At 53.4% G+C, this 19,469-nt stretch carries 4 protein-coding genes; 1 reads left to right on the top strand and 3 read right to left on the bottom strand.

Annotated features, from left to right (window positions below; genetic code table 11):
- Window positions 1-21: 21 nt before the first annotated feature.
- Both ABD843_RS11755 and ABD843_RS11750 read right to left on the bottom strand, forming a co-directional pair.
- Window positions 22-1,065, bottom strand: coding sequence for an agmatinase family protein (locus tag ABD843_RS11755; RefSeq protein ID WP_345083356.1), 1,044 nt, complete (start codon window positions 1,063-1,065; stop codon window positions 22-24).
- A gap of 71 nt (window positions 1,066-1,136) precedes the next feature.
- Entirely contained in the window at window positions 1,137-17,171 is a 16,035-nt protein-coding gene (locus ABD843_RS11750; protein ID WP_345083354.1) for a T9SS type A sorting domain-containing protein, read from the bottom strand.
- Between the two features lie 281 nt (window positions 17,172-17,452).
- Between ABD843_RS11750 and ABD843_RS11745 the strand changes: the two genes are divergently transcribed.
- A complete protein-coding gene (locus ABD843_RS11745; protein ID WP_345083352.1) occupies window positions 17,453-18,187 on the top strand; it encodes a lysophospholipid acyltransferase family protein in 735 nt (244 codons plus the stop codon).
- A gap of 15 nt (window positions 18,188-18,202) precedes the next feature.
- Here ABD843_RS11745 and ABD843_RS11740 read toward each other — a convergent pair whose 3' ends face one another.
- Entirely contained in the window at window positions 18,203-19,417 is a 1,215-nt protein-coding gene (locus ABD843_RS11740) for a lipoprotein N-acyltransferase Lnb domain-containing protein (protein ID WP_345083350.1), read from the bottom strand.
- Between the last annotated feature and the right edge of the window lie 52 nt (window positions 19,418-19,469).

Raw genomic sequence — 19,469 nt, 5'->3', positions numbered from 1 at the left:
AATAAAGAATATCGGCATCCTCTAGGCTACCATAAAATTGCAAAGTTTGAAGAGCACCCTGGCGCCGGTTATGGCATCTATACCATCTCCCGAATGGCTGCCGCATGACACCTCGTTCACATCGAAGCCCACAAGCTCCTTCCCCGCCCTGTGCAGTTGTCTGAAAAGGTAGAACACCTGCTCTGTCTCAAAGCCACCCGGTACAGGCGTACCCGTATTGGGGCACAGCTTGGGGTCCAGCCCATCTATATCAAAGCTGATGTACACCTTCTGTGGCAGCGCAGCTATTATATCATCACAAATGGCCTTCCATGTATCTCCCTCGTACTGGCGAGCCTTTATATCACGGTCAAAGAAAGTTACTATGCGGCCGTTGCTCTCGTTTATCATATCCAGCTCCTCATCGCAGTAGTCGCGTATACCTACCTGCACCAGCTTACTTACCTGTGGCACCTCGTTCAGTGTGTTGTACATTATAGATGCATGCGAGTATGTGAAACCCTCATAGGCTATACGCAGGTCGGCATGGGCATCTATCTGCAGTATGCCTATCTCTCCATGCATCTCTCCCAGCGCTTTTATGAACCCGAGCGGTGTACTATGATCACCTCCTATCAGCCCTACCTTCTTACCCTTTTTCAGCAGCGACGATGTCATTTCATATACCCAGTCGCGCAGCATCTTGCCACCGTTGTTTATCTCGGTCATTTTTTTGCATAGCTGCACATTGTCGTCCACAGCTCCGCCCTCTGTCATGTGCGATATTATCAGCTCTGCACACTGACGCAGGTAGTCGCTCTTGCCGCGTATTATCTTATCTACCGGCAGCATATGAAAACCCTTCTTCCAGCCGTCCCTTACATCGGGATCATAAAGGTCCACCTGCATAGCCGCGCTGAATATGTTCTCCGGCCCCCTGGCCGTACCCGTACGATAAGATACGGTCACCTCCCATGGCACCGGCAGCAGTACCAGTGCCGATTCTTCCTCGCTGAACGGAAGACCAAAGATGTTGTTTGACTTAAGCCCTACTGAGTTAGGGTCGAAATTAGATATACCAGACATGATGCTGCAAAGGTAAAATAAAAAGCAGGGAGCCGAAAAGCCCCCTGCCCTAAAAAGATCTGCTTCCTATATTACTGTGCCACAGTGATGTGGAATATACGCCCGTCGGTCTCCGTACGAAGGTTCAGCAGGTACATGCCATTGGCCAGCCCGTTTCCGAGGTCTACCTGGGTATCTATATTACCGCCGCGCACATCTGCCTGGCCTTTGTATACCACCTGGCCCAGCATATTGGCCACTTCTACATCCACCTTGCCGTTGGCAAGACCATTTACAGTGCCGCGTATGAAGAACCTGCCATTCGATGGATTAGGCATTACATGCACATCGAACGCAGTTGATACAGTGTTCGACACCGCCATCTCGTTCACATTTATCAGCACTGTTTTGAAGGCAGCGAACTCGCCGCATACCGTATTGTTGGCAACGCGGCATGTCACTGTGTCCTTATCATTATAGTTGCTGTATGTGAATGTAGTGCTGGTAGCGGCCTGCACCGCAGCGCCATTGATGTACCACTGGTACGATGGCTGGTAAGTATTGCTTGCCACTGCTGTCAGCGTCAGCGACTGTCCCCTTGCGATCTTCGTGCCCGGGTTAGCTGTTATCAGTACCGATGGCGCTGTAGGGGCCAGCACATTCATAGTGTGGCTGTCGCTGCTTACCATTGCAGTGCTTACACATTCGTAGTTGCTGGTAAGACGGCAGTACACTACATCGCCATTGTCTGGCACATAGGCGTATACCTGGTTTGTAGATGCTACCACACCATTCCGCACCCACTCATACACAGGCGCATCGCCACCGTACAGTGCAGTGGCAGAGAATGTCACTGTATTACCCTTACACACCGTATCGCCCGGTACAGATACCGTTGCGGTCACTACAGGTGTCTGGTTGGCTCTTACTACCATTGTTGTAGCTGCCATGGCCGTAGAAGGAGATGCGCAATTAGCGCTGCTGGTCAGCGTCACACTCACCACATCGCCATTGGCAGGTATATAGCTGAACATACCCGATGCCACACTCATTGTAACGCCGTTCACTTTCCACAGGTACGCAGGCGATGTTCCGCCATTGGTAGGTGTAGCAGTGTATACAACGGTAGTACCTGCGCAAACCTCATTAGCAGATGCCACATCTACCGCAGGTATCACAGATGGTGTCACAGATATCGCCGCGCTGCCGCTCATATTGCGTACACAACCTGTAGTTGCGTTCACGGCCTGTACGGTATAGGTACCGGCAGTTGTCTGCAGGCCAAAGTTCACTATATCACCATTACCCGGCGCAGTTGCTACGATACCGCTAGCTGTGTACAGCCTGTAGTTCACACCACTTGCCGATCCGCTCAGGCCTATGGCCAGTCCTGCGCCACCCTCGCAATAAGCACCACCACCTGTCACTGCGAATACCGCAGGCAGTTCGTTCACTATCACTGTAGCGCTGCCGGTCATTGCTTTGGCGCAAGATGTAGTGGCATTCGTTGCCAGCACTGTGTATGTACCCGCAGTAGTTACAGCGGCAAAGCTCAGCGCACCACCATTACCTGCCAGTACACTGCCTACTGCTACACTGCCTTTGTACAGGCGATAGTTCACACCTGTCTCAGAGCCACCCAGGCCCATCACTATGCCTGCACTACCTGCACAAAGTGCGCCGCCACCTGTTACGGTCTGCCCTGCAGGGGCTGCATTGATGCCTACAGTAGCGTTGCCGCTCATATTGGCAGCACATGTAGTAGATGGGTTAGTAGCCCTTACAGAGTATGTGCCTGCTGCGGTCTGCATACCAAAGCTCAGCGATCCGCCATTGCCTGCTATTGCAGTTCCTACCATGGTAGCGCCATTGTAAAGCTGATATTCTACATCCGTAGCAGAGTTGGCAAGGCTTACACTCACCCCGGCACCACCGGCACAGTATTGGCCACCGCCTGTTACAGCATAGGTCGCAGGCAATGGGTTGGACACTACGGCTACACTACCCATCATATTGTTCTTACAGCTTGTAGCATTATTGGTAGCCTTAACAGTATAGATACCTGCGGGCAACACACCGAAGCTGATGGCATTACCGGTACCGGCCACTGCGCTGCCTGTAGCTACAACACCCTTATACAATTGATAGCCCACACCTGTCTGAGTGCCTACCAACCCTACGGCCACACCTGCACCATCGGCACAGTAGCTGCCACCACCTGTCATAGAGTAGAGCGAAGGCAGTGCATTAACAGAGACCGTAGGCATACCGCTCATCACTGATGTACAACCTGTAATGGTATTGGTGGCCAGTACAGAGTAAGTGCCTGTGGCTGTCTTGTTACCAAAGTTCAGGCTGCTGCCAGTACCTGCCATATCACTGCCCGATGCAGTAGCATTGTTGTACAGGCGGTAAGAAACACCTATCTGCGAATTCTCAAGCGTTACTTGTACACCGGCGCTACCTGCGCAGTAGCCAGTACTGCTGCCAGAGAGTGTATATGCTACCGGCAGTGCATTGATGCTCACTGCAACAGTGCCTGTCATATCTGTAGCGCAAGATGTCGTCATATCAGTAGCACGCACCTTATATGTACCTGCCGCTGTCTGTGCCCCGAACGATATAGCGCCATTGCCCGTCACAGCATCGCCTATCGCGGTAGTGCCATTGTATAGCTGGTAAGATACTCCGGCATCTGTGCCGGCCAGGCCTACCGCTACACCTGTACCACCGGCACAGTAACTGCCACCACCTGTCACTGCATAGGTAGCAGGCAGTATGTTTATCATTACATCTGCACTACCCGCCATCGTAGCTGTACAGCCTGTGGTAGCATTAGTGGCCTTAACTGTGTAGTTGCCCGCTGTTGTCTGCATACCGAACGCGATAGCGCTACCTGTACCGGCCACCGCACTACCTATAGCGGTCGCACCTCTATACAGGCGATAGTTGATACCGGCCTGCGATCCGCCAAGCAGTATAGCTACACCGTTATCACCTGCACAGTAGCTGCCGCCGCCTGTCACATCGAAGGCCGTTGGCTGCTCGTGAGTGCTCACCGTCACAGCGTTGTTCATATTCCTGGCACAACCTGTAGCGCTGCTGGTGCCTACTACGGTGTATACACCCGTCTGCTGGCTACCGAATGTGATAGCGCCACCTGTGCCCGATATAGCTACACCTACCTGTGCAGCACCATTATAGAGTTTGTATGTCACGCCTGTCTGCGAATTGCTCAGGCCCACTGGCATACCCGTACCACCGGCACAGTAGGCACCGCCGCCTGTTACATTATATGCATTAGGCAGTGCGTTCATAGCTATGGAAGAAGAACCACTCATTGCAGAGGTGCAGGAAGTAACAGCATTGGTTGCCTTTATTGTATAGGTACCTGCAGCCTGCATGCCAAAGCTGATGGCAGAGCCTGTACCCTCTACTATACTGCCCACTGCCGTAGCACCATTGTACAGCCTGTAATTCACTCCTGCTTCCGATCCGCCCAGTGTTACATTCACACCGGCATCGCCTGCGCAGTATGTACCACCTGCCGATACAGTATATGCCACAGGCGCTGCATTGATACCTATGGTAGCGCTGCCTGTCATAGAAGAGGTACAATGTGTGCTGAAGTTCTCGGCCATCACGGTATAGTTACCGGCCATTGTCTGTGTTCCGAAGTTGATATCAGAGCCAGTACCTGTCACTACACCTACCTGAGCACCGTCCCTGTATACAAGGTAAGTAACACCCGTTTCAGATCCGCTCAGGTAAATAGCCATACCTGTACCACCGGCACAATAGTTGCCACCACCTGTCACAGCATATACTGCAGGCAGAGTATTGATGCTCACCGGCACAGTGCCGGTCATATCACGCGCGCAGGACGTGCTTGCATTCATAGCGCGTACAGAGTAAGTACCTACGGTCATCTGCTGACCGAACGACAGCACATTGCCTGTACCAGCAACAGGGCCGCCTACTGTGGTCGTTCCATTGTAAAGCTGATAGTTAACACCTGCTTCAGAGCCGCTCAGCGACACATCCACACCGGTACCACCGTTGCAGTATGCACCGCCGCCTATTACCGTTTGTGTCACAGGCAGTGTGTTCACCTGCACTACGGCATTGCCACTCATAGCTGCAGCACAAGAGGTAGCTACATTGGTAGCCGATACTGTATAGGTACCCGCTACGCTCATCACACCAAAGTCTATCGCTGCACCTGTGCCGTTCACAGCTGCGCCTACCTGTGTAGCGCCTCTGTATAGCTTATAGCTTACACCTGCCTGAGAGCTGGCCAGGCCTACATTAACACCTGTGCTACCCGAGCAGTAAGAACCGCCACCGGTCACAGCATGTATTACAGGTGGTGTGTTCATTATCACTGTTGCGCTGCCGGTCATGGCGGCGGTACAAGATGAGGTAGTATTTGTAGCAAGTACTGTGTAGGTACCTGCCGCTGTCTGCATACCGAAGCTGATAGCGCTACCTGTACCGAACACTGTGCTGCCCACTTGCGCAGCGCCATTGTACAGCTTGTAGGTAACGCCGCTCGCCGAACCATTCAGCATCACATTCACACCAGGCCCACCTGTACAGTAAGAGCCGCCGCCCGATACCGTGTATGCCACAGGGCTTGCACCTACCGACACCGCAGCGCTACCTGTCATGGCGCGTGTGCATGATGTGCTGTTATTCACGGCCATTACTGTATAGTTACCTGCTGTCAATTGAGGAGCAAAAGACATTGCGCTGCCATTACCTGTCAGCGATGTGCCTGTTGCGATACCATTCCTATACAGGTTATACTGTATAGCTGCTTCTGTACCCGACAGGCTGATGACAGAACCTGTACCGCCTGCGCAGTAACTACCACCACCTGTCACAGAGTACTGTGCAGGCAGTGCATTCACTGTTATGGTAGCGCTTCCGGTCATTCCATTCGCGCAGCCCGACATACTATTGGTGGCCAGCACCGAATATGTACCCGCAGCAGCGTTCATACCAAAGCTGATAGCGCTGCCTGTACCGGCCACTGTGATACCCGTTGATGCCGATCCGTTATAAAGAGTATAGTTGGTATTACCTTCCGATCCCGACAGGCTTATGTTCACACCAGCACTGCCTGCGCACATAGCTCCACCGCCCGTCACCACATAGGTCACCGGCAGCGAGTTCATAGATACGCTCACACTGCCCGTCATATCTGCGGTGCAAGATGTTGTAGCATCCACTGCCATTACAGAGTAAGAACCTGATGTCTGCATTCCGAAGCTGATACCTGCGCCTGTACCGGCCACTGTAGTACCCGGTGTAGAACCATTGTAGAGTACATAGTTCACACCGGCATTAGAACCACTTAGTGTCACTTCGGCACCAGCACCGCCCGAGCAGTAGCTGCCGCCACCTGCTACAGAGTGTGTGGCCGGAGCAGGGTTGATGCTCACCGTTACCGATCCGGTCATATTGTTCACACACGATGTGCTGCTGGTAGTACCTTTTACCATATAGGTACCTGTAGCAGTTTTCAGCCCGAAGCTCAACGCACTACCTGTACCCGAAAGTATAACACCCGAAGGCACACCATTATAATAAAGCTGGTAGTTAACGCCCATATCAGAGTTGCTTATACCTACTGCCACACCGTTACCGCCTGAGCAGTAGCCACCGCCGCCGGTCACAGTATAAGCTGTAGGGAGTGTATTGATGCTCACCACCGCATTGCCTGTCATGCCGCGGGTACAACCCGTACCTGTATTCACAGCCTGTACTGTATAGGTTCCTGCTGCGGCCATAGAGCCGAAGGTGATGGCGCCGCCTGTACCGGGTATCAGTGCGCCCACAGGTGTGCTGCCATTATACAGGCGATAGCTCACACCATTGGCAGATCCGGAAAGGCCTATCGCTACGCCGCTGCCACCTGCGCAGTAGCTGCCGCCACCTGTCACGCTGAATGTTGTTGGCAAAGGCAGTACGCCTATCTCTGCCGTACCTGCCATTGTGCGGTTACAGCCCGATGTAGCATTCGTAGCCCTTACTGTATAGAAACCTGCTGCCGACTGTATACCGAAGTCAAGGAAAGACCCCGTACCGCTCATGGCAGTTCCTGTAGCCACACCATCCTTGTATAGCTGGTAGCTGATGCCGCTTTGCGAGCCATTCAGCACCACTGTATATCCCATACCGCCTGCGCAGTAGTCGCCGCCCCCTGTCACCAGGTATACGGTCGGCAATGCGTTCACACCTACTGTAGCCGTGCCGGTCATATTGTTTGCGCAAGATGTTGTGTTATTCGTAGCGCGTACAGAATAAGTACCCGTTGCGGTCTCCATACCGAAGCTCAGTGCAGCGCCTGTGCCTGCGAACGAGCCCATGGCCGTAGATCCATTGTACAACTGGTAAGTAACTCCTGCCTGCGATCCGCTAAGGCCTATAGCTACACCGCTGCTGCCGCTGCAGTAGCTGCCGCCGCCTGTCATAGTGTATACCGTTGGCAATGCGTACTGTCCTACCGATGCACTGCCTGTCATATTATTGGTACAACCCGTCACCACATTGGTAGCTACTGCAGAGTATGTACCTATTGTAGTATATGCGCCCATGCTTATGGGAGCATTGGTACCTGTTATAGGTGCGCCTACGGCCGTACTGCCCATATACAATTGGTAAGTGATGCCAACGTTAGAGCCGCTCAGTCCTATATTCACCCCACCGGAGCCGGGGCAGTAGTTGCCGCCGCCCGATATGTTGTATACCGTAGGCAGCGCATTTATGTTCACGCTCACGCTGCCTGTCATGTTCGTCACACAGCCCGATGTGGCATTCGTAGCGCGCACTGTATATGTACCTGCCGATAGCTGTGTGCCAAATGCGATAGCGCTGCCTGTACCTGCTATTGTCGTCACTACAGACGAGCCATTGTACAGCGCATAGTTCACACCGCTTGCAGAGTTGCTCAGGCCCACAGCTACACCGCTGCCACCTGCGCAGTACGATCCGCCACCTGTTACACTATAGGCCACAGGCGGTACGTTCACGATCACTGTTGCACTGCCGCTCATGTGCGATGTACAGCCTGTTGAAGAATTCGTAGCACGAACCGTATAAGTACCTGCAACATATATTTCACCGAAGTCTATTCCGCCGCCCGAGCCCGGTACTGCAGCGCCTATCGATGAAGAACCGAGATACAACTGATAGTTCACACCTGTCTCGGTAACCAGTACACCTATATGCGCACCGGGTCCGCCGGTACAGTAGCCGCCGCCACCTGTCACGCTCGATACTATAGGCAGCGGGTTCACCACTACCATAGTTACCGTACTCATAGCGCGCGTGCAACCCGTGGTAGCATTGGTCGCAAGTACAGAGTAAGTACCTGCCGTTGTCTGCAGGCCATAGCTGATGGCGCTGCCCGTACCTGCCACCGGCGATTCCACCGATGTTGCACTTCTGTACAGTTGATAGTTCACACCTGCCTCAGAATTGCCCAGACCCACGGTCACACCCGTACCGCCATTGCAGTAGCCGCCGCCGCCTGTCATGCTGTATTGCGTAGGCAGCGGGTTTATCACCACTACCGATGTGCCGTTCATACCCTTTGTACAAGCTGTTATATTGTTCGTTGCCAGTACCGTATAAGTACCTGCGGCAGTATATGTGCCAAAGCTCAGTGGGTTGCCCGTACCGCTCAGCGAGGTCACAGGCGCACTTCCCCTGTACAACTGGTAAGTGATACCTATATCCGATCCGCTCAGGCCTACCGACGTACCTGTTCCGCCGGCGCAGTAGCTACCGCCACCGGTCATGCTATAAGTGGTAGGTGCCGGGTTCATTATCACCGTTGCGCTAGCCGTCATGGCCTTGCTGCAAAGTGTGGTAGTATTCGTACCCAGTACAGTATAGGTACCTGCAAGTGTCTGCGAGCCGAAGCTGATGGCCGAGCCTGTACCACCCACAGGGCTGCCCATTGCGGTAGCTCCGTTGTACAATTGGTAAGAAACACCACTCTGCGATCCTACCAGCCCCACAGGCACACCTGTACCATTCTCGCAGTAGCTTCCGCCACCGCTCACGTTGTATTGTGTCGGCAGTGGGTTCACCGATACTACTGCATTACCCGCCATAGCATTGGTACAGTAGGTCACGCTATTGGTAGCAAGCACCGTATAAGTACCTGTTGCCGTCTGGTTGCCAAAATTGATGGCCACACCCGTACCTGCCACAGGACCGCCCACCGGCGATGCACCATTATACAGTTGATAATTGATGCCCGTGTTCGATGTGTTCAGTCCTACAGGTACACCGCTGCCGCCTGCGCAGTATGCGCCGCCGCCGGTCACTGTATGTGCTGTAGGCAGCGGATCTATAACTACCGCTACACTGCCGAACATATTGCTCGTACATGCGGTCACGGTATTTGTGGCCACTACAGAATAAGAAGCCATAACGGTCTGGCTGCCAAAGCTGATGGCCAAGCCAGTACCCGCTACAGGGCTACCCACTGCTGTCGATCCGTTGTATAATTGATAAGTGATATTGCTCGCATCCGATCCGTTAAGACCAACAGCTACACCCGATCCACCCTGGCAATAATGCCCTCCGCCTGTCACTACATATTGTGTAGGCAGCGGGTCGGCCACTACAGTAGCAGAGCCTGTCATTATGCTGGTACAGGTAGTGAGTGCATTGGTGGCCAGTACGGTATAGGTACCGCCTGTTGCCTGGTTACCAAAAGAGATAGCGCTGCCCGTACCTGCTACAGGGCTGCCTACGGTAGGCGTTCCATTATACAATTGATAGTTGATACCGCTCTGCGATCCGCTAAGACCCACTGGCATGCCGCCACCTCCTGTGCAGAAATGTCCACCGCCTGTCACTGCGAACTGCGTTGGCTGCGGATCTGGCACTACGGTGGCGCTGCTGTTCATATCGCTGGCGCAGGCCGTGGTGGCATTAGTGGCATGTACCGTGTACACACCTGCTGTCAGCTGGTTGCCAAAGCTCAGTGCAGAGCCAGTACCTGCAACAGGGGTACCTACTGCTGTCGATCCCCTGTAGAGCTGGTAGTTCACCCCGGTCTCCGAGAACGACAAGTTCACGGCTGCCCCTGTTGTAGTGCCTACGCAGTAATGTCCGCCACCGGTGACATCATATACACCCGGCAATGAGTTGACAGATATCGTGGCCGATCCGTTCATCGGACCGGTACACAGGGTAAGCATATTCGTGCCTAGTACAGAATATGTACCCGTTGCAGTGAAGGTGCCGAAGCTGATAGATGCACCTGTACCCGCCATGGGCAAGCCCACGCTGGTAGCACCATTATATAACTGGTATGATATACCAACATTCGTATTGGCAAGGCCTATGGTATAGCCGCTGCCGCCTGCGCAGTATTGGCCGCCACCCGTCACAGCATATGCTACCGGCGATGGGTTGATGCTTACCACCACGCTTGAGTTCATTGGTCCGGCACATGTGGTCACCGTATTGGTGCCGCGTACACTGTATACTCCTGTTGCGTTCTGCGAACCGAAAGTGATGGCCGCTCCTGTACCTGCTACAGGAGTACCTACCGCTACCGATCCGTTATAAAGCTGGTACGATACACCATTATCAGAGTTGCCAAGACCTACCGATACCGCACCCGAATTGTTGCAGGTAGTACCGCCGCCTGTCACAGTGTATTGTGTAGGCGCCGGGTTCACCGATACCGTTGCGCTCAGGTTCATGTCGCTCCTGCAGCCTGTAGTTGCATTAGTGGCCAGCACGGTATAGGTACCTGCCACATTCACTACACCCATATCAAGAGAGGATACCGCTCCTGCCACAGGCGCACCCACTATGCCCACACCCGACAGGTATAGCTGATAGTTGATGCCCAGTACCGACCAGCTCAGGTTCACATGCACACCCGCATCGCCCTCGCATATGGTACCACCGCCGCTTACATCATATACTGTTGGCAGAGGGTAAGTGAATACTGTAGCGCTACCTGTCATTGTGCGTACACACACCGATCCCGGGTTGGCCACTACCGTATAGTTGCCATCTGTACTATAGTTACCGAAGGTCAGCGGGTTACCGTCACCCAGGACCAGCGACCCTACCGCTATACCGTCCCTGTACAATTGGTAGCTCACCCCCACGTCAGAGGCAGAAAGTCCTATGGGAACACCACCCGTACCAAAGCAATAGTTACCGCCACCGGTCACGTTATGGTAGTTAGGTATCGGGCTCACTTGTATCACTGCGCTGTCAGCCATATTGCTCGTACACGTTTTGGGCGTTGTAGCCAGCACGCTATATGTACCCGCCACCGTAAATGTACCCATGCTCAGTGCCGACCCTGTTCCTATGAAAGGCGATCCAAGGGTCGCTCCATCACGATACAGTTGGTAGCTGTAGCCTGTCTCCGATCCGCTAAGGTCTACAGGCAGGCCGCTGCCACCACCACCCAGGCAGTACACGCCGCCGCCGGTCACATTGTACACCACCGGAAGCGGGTTCACCGTCACTGCGGTCGATGATCTCACATTGCTTGTACATCCGGTGCCGGGGAAAGTAACAGAAACACTGTACTGCCCGCTCTCAGAGGTAGAAGCCATGGTAATGCCTTGTGTCGATGTTGTGGTAGAGCTGCTATATGAGTTCGGGCCGCTCCAGTCATAAGATACCACACCACCTGTACCCGTTGTACCATTAGCGGTCAGCGTAAGTGTCTGACCGATACACAGACTCGATGGCAGAGCTGTTATGCCCGATAGTGTAGGCTTTGCGTTCACGGTCACTACAGTAGAGGTCTGCACTACCGGGCTGGTACAGCCGGTACCTGGGTAGGTCACACTCAGCGAATAGTTACCCGTAGCGGCCGTAGTTCCCGGCGTGAACGATGTGCTGCCAGAAGATGTAGTAGTACTGTAAGAGTTGGGCCCTGTCCAGTTATAAGATGTGATACTACCGGTACCGCTCGGTGTTCCTGCTGTCAGGGTCAGTAGCGTACCTGTACATATCAGGTCTGTCGATGCAGTTATGTCTGCAATGCTCGGCACTGCGTTCACCGTAATGGCCGAAGAAGCCACACCGGCACTGGTACAGCCCGCTCCCGGGTAAGTAACAGAGAGCGAATACACACCGCTGGCCGCAGTGGTACTTGTCGCAAAGCTGGTACTGTTGCCGCTGGTGGTAGTGCTGTAGCTGTTTGGTCCGCTCCAGTTATAGGTCGGTGTGCCTGTGCCTGTCACCGCACCCGCGCTCAGCGATATCGTTTCGCCTACGCACAATGTACCTGGTGTAGCGTCTATGCTTGCTACTGTAGGCAGTGCGTTCACTGTTACAGCAGGCGAGGTAGTTACCTGCGAAGAGCTGCACCCTGTTCCCGGATATGTGACAACAAGAGTATACACACCGCTGGCCGCTGTAGTAGTGGCTGTGAATACTGCACTGTTGGCACTGGTAGTAGCGCTGTAGCTGTTAGGGCCGCTCCAGTTGTACGATGGCGTACCTGTTCCTGTCACGGCACCAGCCGTAAGTGTCAGTGCAGTACCCACACACAGGGTATTGTTATCTGCTGTCACATCCGCTACGGTAGGCACTGCGTTCACATCTATAGTGCCCGATGTGGCAGGCATACTTGTACAGCCCGTACCCGGATATGTAACGGTCACAGAGTAAACGCCACTCTCTGCGGCAGTAGTTGCGGTAAAACCTGTGCTGCCTGTTGCCGTAGCTGCGCTGAACGAGTTAGGTCCGCCCCAGCTGAACGATGTAGGGCTGCCCGTACCTGTAGTGCCAACTGCTGTGAGTGTAAGCGGCGCACCTATGCACACGATAGATGACGATGCGCTTATCGATGTGATAGTTGGCAATGGGTTAACATTGAATGATACCGTATTGCTAGCCGGAGTAGCATCACAAGAGAAAGAATTGCGCACACTGGTCACAGTGGCCGTTGTAGCGCCCGTACCGGTGATAGAACCGGCAGGAATGCTAAAGGTCCCTGTTCCGCCGGTCAGTACCAGCGATGCCGTAAGCCCCGTAGCAGTAGTACCGCCCGACAGGTCATAGATAATGGTATAGGTACCATCTCCCAGGCTCGATGAGCTCACGGTCACAGTAGCCGCAGTACCCATACATACAGTAGCCGAAGACATGCTGTAGTTGCTCACATCAGAGCTGTAGTTGATGGTCACCGCTGCGCTGCCCTCATTGCTCCAGCAGCCTGCTGCCGACTGTGCTCTGAAATAGTAGGTACCGCTGGTAGCTATACTCTCCGAAGTACTTGGGGTAGTGGTAGATGTTCCCCCTGTAAATGTTCCCTGGTAGTATATGGTACCACCGGCGCCACCTGTTGCACTTATGGTAGTGCTGTTACAGAAGGTACCGTCCCCGCTCACGCTTACCGCTGTCGGTAAAGGGTTTATGGTAACAGATGCGCTGCCCTCCGGCCCCCAGCAGCCCGCTGCCGACCGTGTTCTGAAATAATATGTGCCGGTCGATGTCACTACTTCCGATATCGAGGCGGTAGTGGTGGACGTACCGCCCGATGTAGTACCCTGGTAGTAGATGGTACCACCTGCACCCGATGCGTTCAGTATAGCGCTGCCACAAAAAGTGCCGCCACCGCTTACCGATACTGCCGTGGGGTTGGCATTCACGGTGAAAGCCGCGGTATTGCCGGTGCCGGGCACACTGTTGCACAAGAAGCTGTTCTGTACATTGGTGATGGATATGGTAGTACTGCCCGATGTACCCAGCGACCCTCCGGGTATGCTGAAGGTACCCGTACCGCCAGACATAGTAAGCGATGCCGTAGCCCCGGTCGTGGTGTTGGTGCCGGTAAGGTCGTATGTGACAGTGAATGTGCCGTCGCCCAGGCTCGATGAGTTCACGGTCACAGTAGATGCCGCATTCTGGCAGGGCGATGTTGCCGATACGCTCAGGTCGCTTACATTGGGCAAGGGGTCTATGGTAACGGACGCACTGCCCTGTATACCCCAGCAACCCGCCACAGAACGTTCCCTGAAATAGTAAGTATTGGAAGTTGCCACTCCCTGCGATGTAGATGGCGTAGCTGTAGATGTGCCGCCCGATGTAGTGCCCTGGTAGTAAATAGTACCGCCCGAACCGCCCGATGCGTTCAGCGTAGCGCTGCCGCAGAAGGTACCACCTCCTGTCACCGATACAGAGCTGGTATTCGAGTTCACGCTGAAAGCCGCGGTGTTTCCGCTGCCTGGCGCCGAGCTACAGGTCGCTGCATTGGTCACATTGGTTATGGTCAGGTTGGTCGCTCCGGCCACACCGAGGGTCGACGTGGTAAAGGTGCCCGTACCGCCAGACATTGTCAAGGTTGCGGTACTGCCCGTAGTGGCGTTAGCTCCTGTAAGGTCATAGGTCACTGTGAAAGTGCCATTACCAAGTGTAGACGAGTTTACCGTTACTGTAGATGCAAAGCCCAGGCAGGGCGATGATGCCGATGTGCTGAAATTGCTCACATTAGGCACTGCCGAAACAGTTATCGATGCAGTATTGCCCGATGCCGGTGCAACGCTGCATAACGATGCGTTCTGCACACTGGTTATGGTAATGGTGGTCGCCCCTGCATTGCCCAGCGATCCCGATGACACGGCGAATGTACCCGTTCCTACCGACATGGTGAGGGTTGCCGTAAGCCCCGCTGCCGCATTAGGCGCAGAAAGACCGTATACAACTGTGTATGTGCCTGCCGAGAGTGTGGTAGAGTTCACCGTTACCGTTGCTGTAGTGCTCTGGCATATTGTTGGCGCTATAGTGCTGAAGTTCGTTACTACGGGGTTGGTCTTCACCGTGAATGCGGCCGTATTGCCACTGCCGGGCACGGTATTACAGCCATTACTTATACCGGTAATGGTGAGGGTAGTAGCGCCTGCATTGGGCATTTGTGCGCCCGGCACTGTGAATGTACCCGTATTAGATGCCATTGTTATGGCTGCAGTAGCATTGACGGTGGAATTCACACCCGAAAGGCTATAGGTAACGGTATAGGAGCCTGCTACCATACTTGTGGAGTTCACCGTTACTGTAGCAGGCAGGTTCTGGCATGGCGAAGAACAGGATGTGCTCAGTACGCTCAGGTTAGGCGCAGTAAGCAGGGTCACCGCTCTGGACCCCTGCGTACTCCAACACCCTGTACCGGAAAGCGAACGGAAATAATAGGTGCCCGCCGTAGTGATATTGGCGGTAGTAACCGCTGTGGCCGTAGAAGTACCGTTCGATGTAGTGCCCTGGAAATACATAGTGCCACCCGTGCCGCCTGTGGCAGTAATGGTAGTAGCGCCGCATGTAGCTGCGGTAGTGCTTACTGTCACTGCTGTTGGCACGTTCACATTGATGGTGGCTGTGCTGGCACGCGAGCATGTGCCCAGGGTAGATGTGGCAGTGTATGTGGCAGTAGCTGCCGGCGATGCATACACCGTATTGGTCATTGTGCCGCCCACATATGCGGTAGTGGCTCCTGCGTTGGTATACAGGCCGCTGGTATTGGTCCACACTGGCGCAACCACCTTAGTACCGAAAAGCTCGAATGTAGGTCTTGTATTCGAGGCCGCGAAGCTGGCCGTAGTTGCAGCCGCAGCAGTGGCAGCAGAGCCGGCTGTCCCATCTGCGCGGTAGTACATGTGACTGTTGAAGGCCGTGGTAGTATAGTATTGTATACACGCCGTACCGGTATTTCCCGTTACGCCATTCCCGAAAGTAACGTCGAATATCAGGTTAGAGGTCCCGTTCCATGTATAGGGGCTCGTAAAAGTTAGTATGTTGTTGCCTACCTGGGGCGTATAGTTCGATGCGCTCCTTACAGTAGTGATACCCGCTGTAGTGAATGCTGTACCCGATAGCGCCGTCAATGCCGTAGGAACGATACGTATCTGCAAACTGTTATTGGTATATGCGCCACCCAGCGAGGCCACTACGAAGTTGATACCTGTAAGGCTGCTGCCATTGACGAATCCCATATTAAGTAGTTCACTGGCCAGTACCAGGAACTGTGCCCTCTGTCCCCCGTAATACTGGCTCAGTACAGCAGGATATGTGGAAAGCGTATTCTGAGACACGAATGTGCCCAGCGTAGTGCTTCCGGGAGCGAGCGAGTTGCCTGCCGTTAGCAACTGAGATGAGACCCCTGGACATGTGTTACCAGACGAGGGACTGATAGTAAAAGCCGTTGGTGTCGCATTCACCGTTGCCGTAGCCGTCCTTAAACAACCCGCTAATGTATAGGATATGAGAGGGTTTCCCGGTAACAGGCCCGACACTACCCCTCCAGCCACGGTTGCCAATGTACCATTACTGCTCGCCCATGTACCACCACCCGGCGAACCTGTCAGGGTCGTGGTAGAACCCTGGCAAACACTTGCCGTTCCGGATATGGTAGGCAAAACATTGACCGACACGGTCTTCGATGTTACGGCTGGCGTGGCACAGCCGGTGTTATAAGACACTGTCACCGTACCTGCGGTACTCCCCGTTACCACCCCGGCTGTCGATATACTTGCAGTTCCTGTATTGTTCACTACGCTCCATACTCCGCCTACACCTGTATTCGTCACGGTTCCCGTTCCCCCACTGGCACAGACCGACGACACCCCACCTATGGCCGCCGCCGGTGATTTCACTGTTATTACCAGCGTGGCAGTATAAACAGCCGTAGTAGCACATGGTATCCCTGAGGGGCTGTTCGTTGGCGTGAAAACACAGGTAAGTGTATGAACACCCGCCGCAAAAGTATTAGCCTGCGCCGTTGTCAGCCCTGTTGCCGCGAACGTACCGTTCGACGATGCCGTTCCCGAAGAAGCGCCGCCTACGTTCACACCATCCAACTGCCACTGAGAAGTGAAGGTCTGAGTGTAGTTAGACGTTACAAGCGAAGTAGAGGTGCAACTTGTTACTGTATAGCTACACCCATATCCACCCGGCGCTGCACCGGCACAAAAACTCGTACTCCCCGATATCGCGGACACCCCATTGATATACCGCTGGGTAACGGTAGAAGCCTGCGCATCCGTTGGCTTTACAGCAAAGAACACAAGCAGACACAGGCACAATAAGACCTGCCTGTACACTTTTGTCAGTATATTCGTTTTGTTCATATTCTGAGAATTTGAGTGTTTCACACCCGCCAATTTCACGGTGTCTCGCAATATAGTTAAAGGAAAGCCAATATTCGTAGACAAATTATATAATAATTATATATAAATACAGCATTAAGATATCAATATGATTTCGTTACCTCTCTTTTAGTGGGCCGGATGTAACTAAAAGCACGCAAATGAGTTACAGGGCATATTTTTTGCCCTCCTTTCTTCTCCCAACTACCTATTTTTACAACAGTACGCACCTGCTAGAACACATCGCAGTCCCAACGCCCCCAATGATCAGGAAGATACTTCAGCTATTCTACACCACATATGCACTGCTGGCATTCGTGATCTGCTTCATGGCCACTTACCCTTTCAATTTCATAGCAAGCCTGTTTAGCTCCGTAGCCTCAAAAAGAGCGATAAATATGGGCATCAGGCTCAGCTTCACCACATGGTCCTGGCTTACAGGTATGCCGTTGTGGGTCCGTAACAAGACAGCCAAAGGCAGGTATATATACATTGCCAATCATGCTTCCTACATCGACGACATAAATATATTCCCGGCAATAAAAGGTCATTTCAGACCCCTGGGCAAAAAAGAAATGACCAAAGTGCCTATATGGGGCTACCTATATAAGCATGTGGTAATAGTAGTGGACCGCAAAAGCCCCGAAAGCAGGGCAGCCAGCATGGCAGCTATGGCCCATACACTGGCTACCGAGGGTAGCATTCTCATATTTCCCGAGGGTACCTTCAACGCTACGGACAGACCCTTGAAAGATTTTTATGACGGCGCGTTCCGCCTTGCTATAGATACCGGAACCCCCATTGTGCCCATCATTTTCCCCGATGCTGAGAAAAGAGCCCCGCACACCGCGTGGTGGAAGATATGGCCGGGCCGCAACAGGGCTTTTCACCTGGCTCCTATACATGTAAATGGCATGACGACCGATGACCTGCCAGCTCTCAAAGCACATGCCTACTCTATAATGGAAAAGGAGCTGCTAAGGCACGCGCGCCAGTAGGCAGCATGGGCCGTATTATTGCGCCGCAGCGCTGCCGGGTGTGTTCTTCCGATACATATTACTATATATCCATACCAATGCCAGCAGCAGCGGCCCCACCTCGAACAAGGGCAAGTACTGTACCTGCATTGCGCTTGCCAGCACGGCCACTGCCAGCAGCGCAAGCGCCACACATGCATACCACCGCCTGGCATTACGCCCCAGGAATGGTATAAGGAAATGGGTAGGCAGGGCCCATAATATATTCAGGTTATTGGTCCATGCAGGTTCGCCGTCCAGCCACCAGGTATACAGTATGCAACATCCCAGCACACTTATGGATAGCAGCACCAGCCCCCCCATGATGCGCCCCGGAACCGCAGATCTTGGGAACACATAACACACTATTACCAGCGCCGCTATCATCCATGCTATCCAGTGCGGCGGGTTAGGGCCCGGCGACCAGTCTATCGTCTCGCTGAATATGTCGTGTCCTTCCCCCGTACATATCTTTTTGCCCGCCAGGGTAGCGCCTGTCATACCCTTTTGCAGATAGGTGGAAAGGAACATGCCATCGTAGCCCTGCATTATCTTGTCGGCAGGGCGGCCGTAAAGCAGGTTCAGCCCCAGGCCGAACCAGTATTTTCCATATGGCGCACAATACCTGTTCACAGAAACGTTCCTGAAGGTCATCTTTACCCCGGGAGGCATGCTGGGCCCGGGTACAAAGGCAGTTCCGAACACATTCCGGAAAAGATCGAGGATACGGGTGCTGCAGTTATCATGAAAAGTATCATAATCGTAATATCGCTCGTTATAGTCGAGCTTACGGCGCAGGTACACAATGAGCATTTTCTTTTGCTGCGGAGTCAGAATAAATTCGTATTCCGTAAGCCTTCTTCCGGCAAAGGCATATTCCTGCAAAAGCTCCGAATAGGTGATACTATCGAAAGACGCCTTTACCCGCTTAGTAAGGAACTGGTGCATTATGCTTTCCGGGAACGGCTCCAGCACTCCGAAATTGTAGATCTTGTCATGCTCATCATTATTACGGGCACTATCTATTACCCGTATGCTGCCATGCCCGAAGGCCGACCAGAATTCTTTGCTGGGGCCGCTAATGAGCAGGCTTATTCGCAGGTGCGCATAGTTCTCCCCGCTTGTATCAGGATCGGTAACAGCATAGCACCGTGCCGGATACAACTGGCTCGATACCACGAATACCAGCAGGAAAAGAAAACGTTGCAACATCTGCCAAAAATATCAGATCCCGGCAATAACGGGCAATAAATATCAGCACTGC

The organism is Nemorincola caseinilytica, assembly GCF_039540515.1.
Classification (GTDB): Bacteria; Bacteroidota; Bacteroidia; order Chitinophagales; family Chitinophagaceae; genus Nemorincola; species Nemorincola caseinilytica.
The sequence above is the reverse complement of the archived record's forward strand: the minus strand, read 5'-3'. Positions and strand labels throughout refer to the sequence as shown.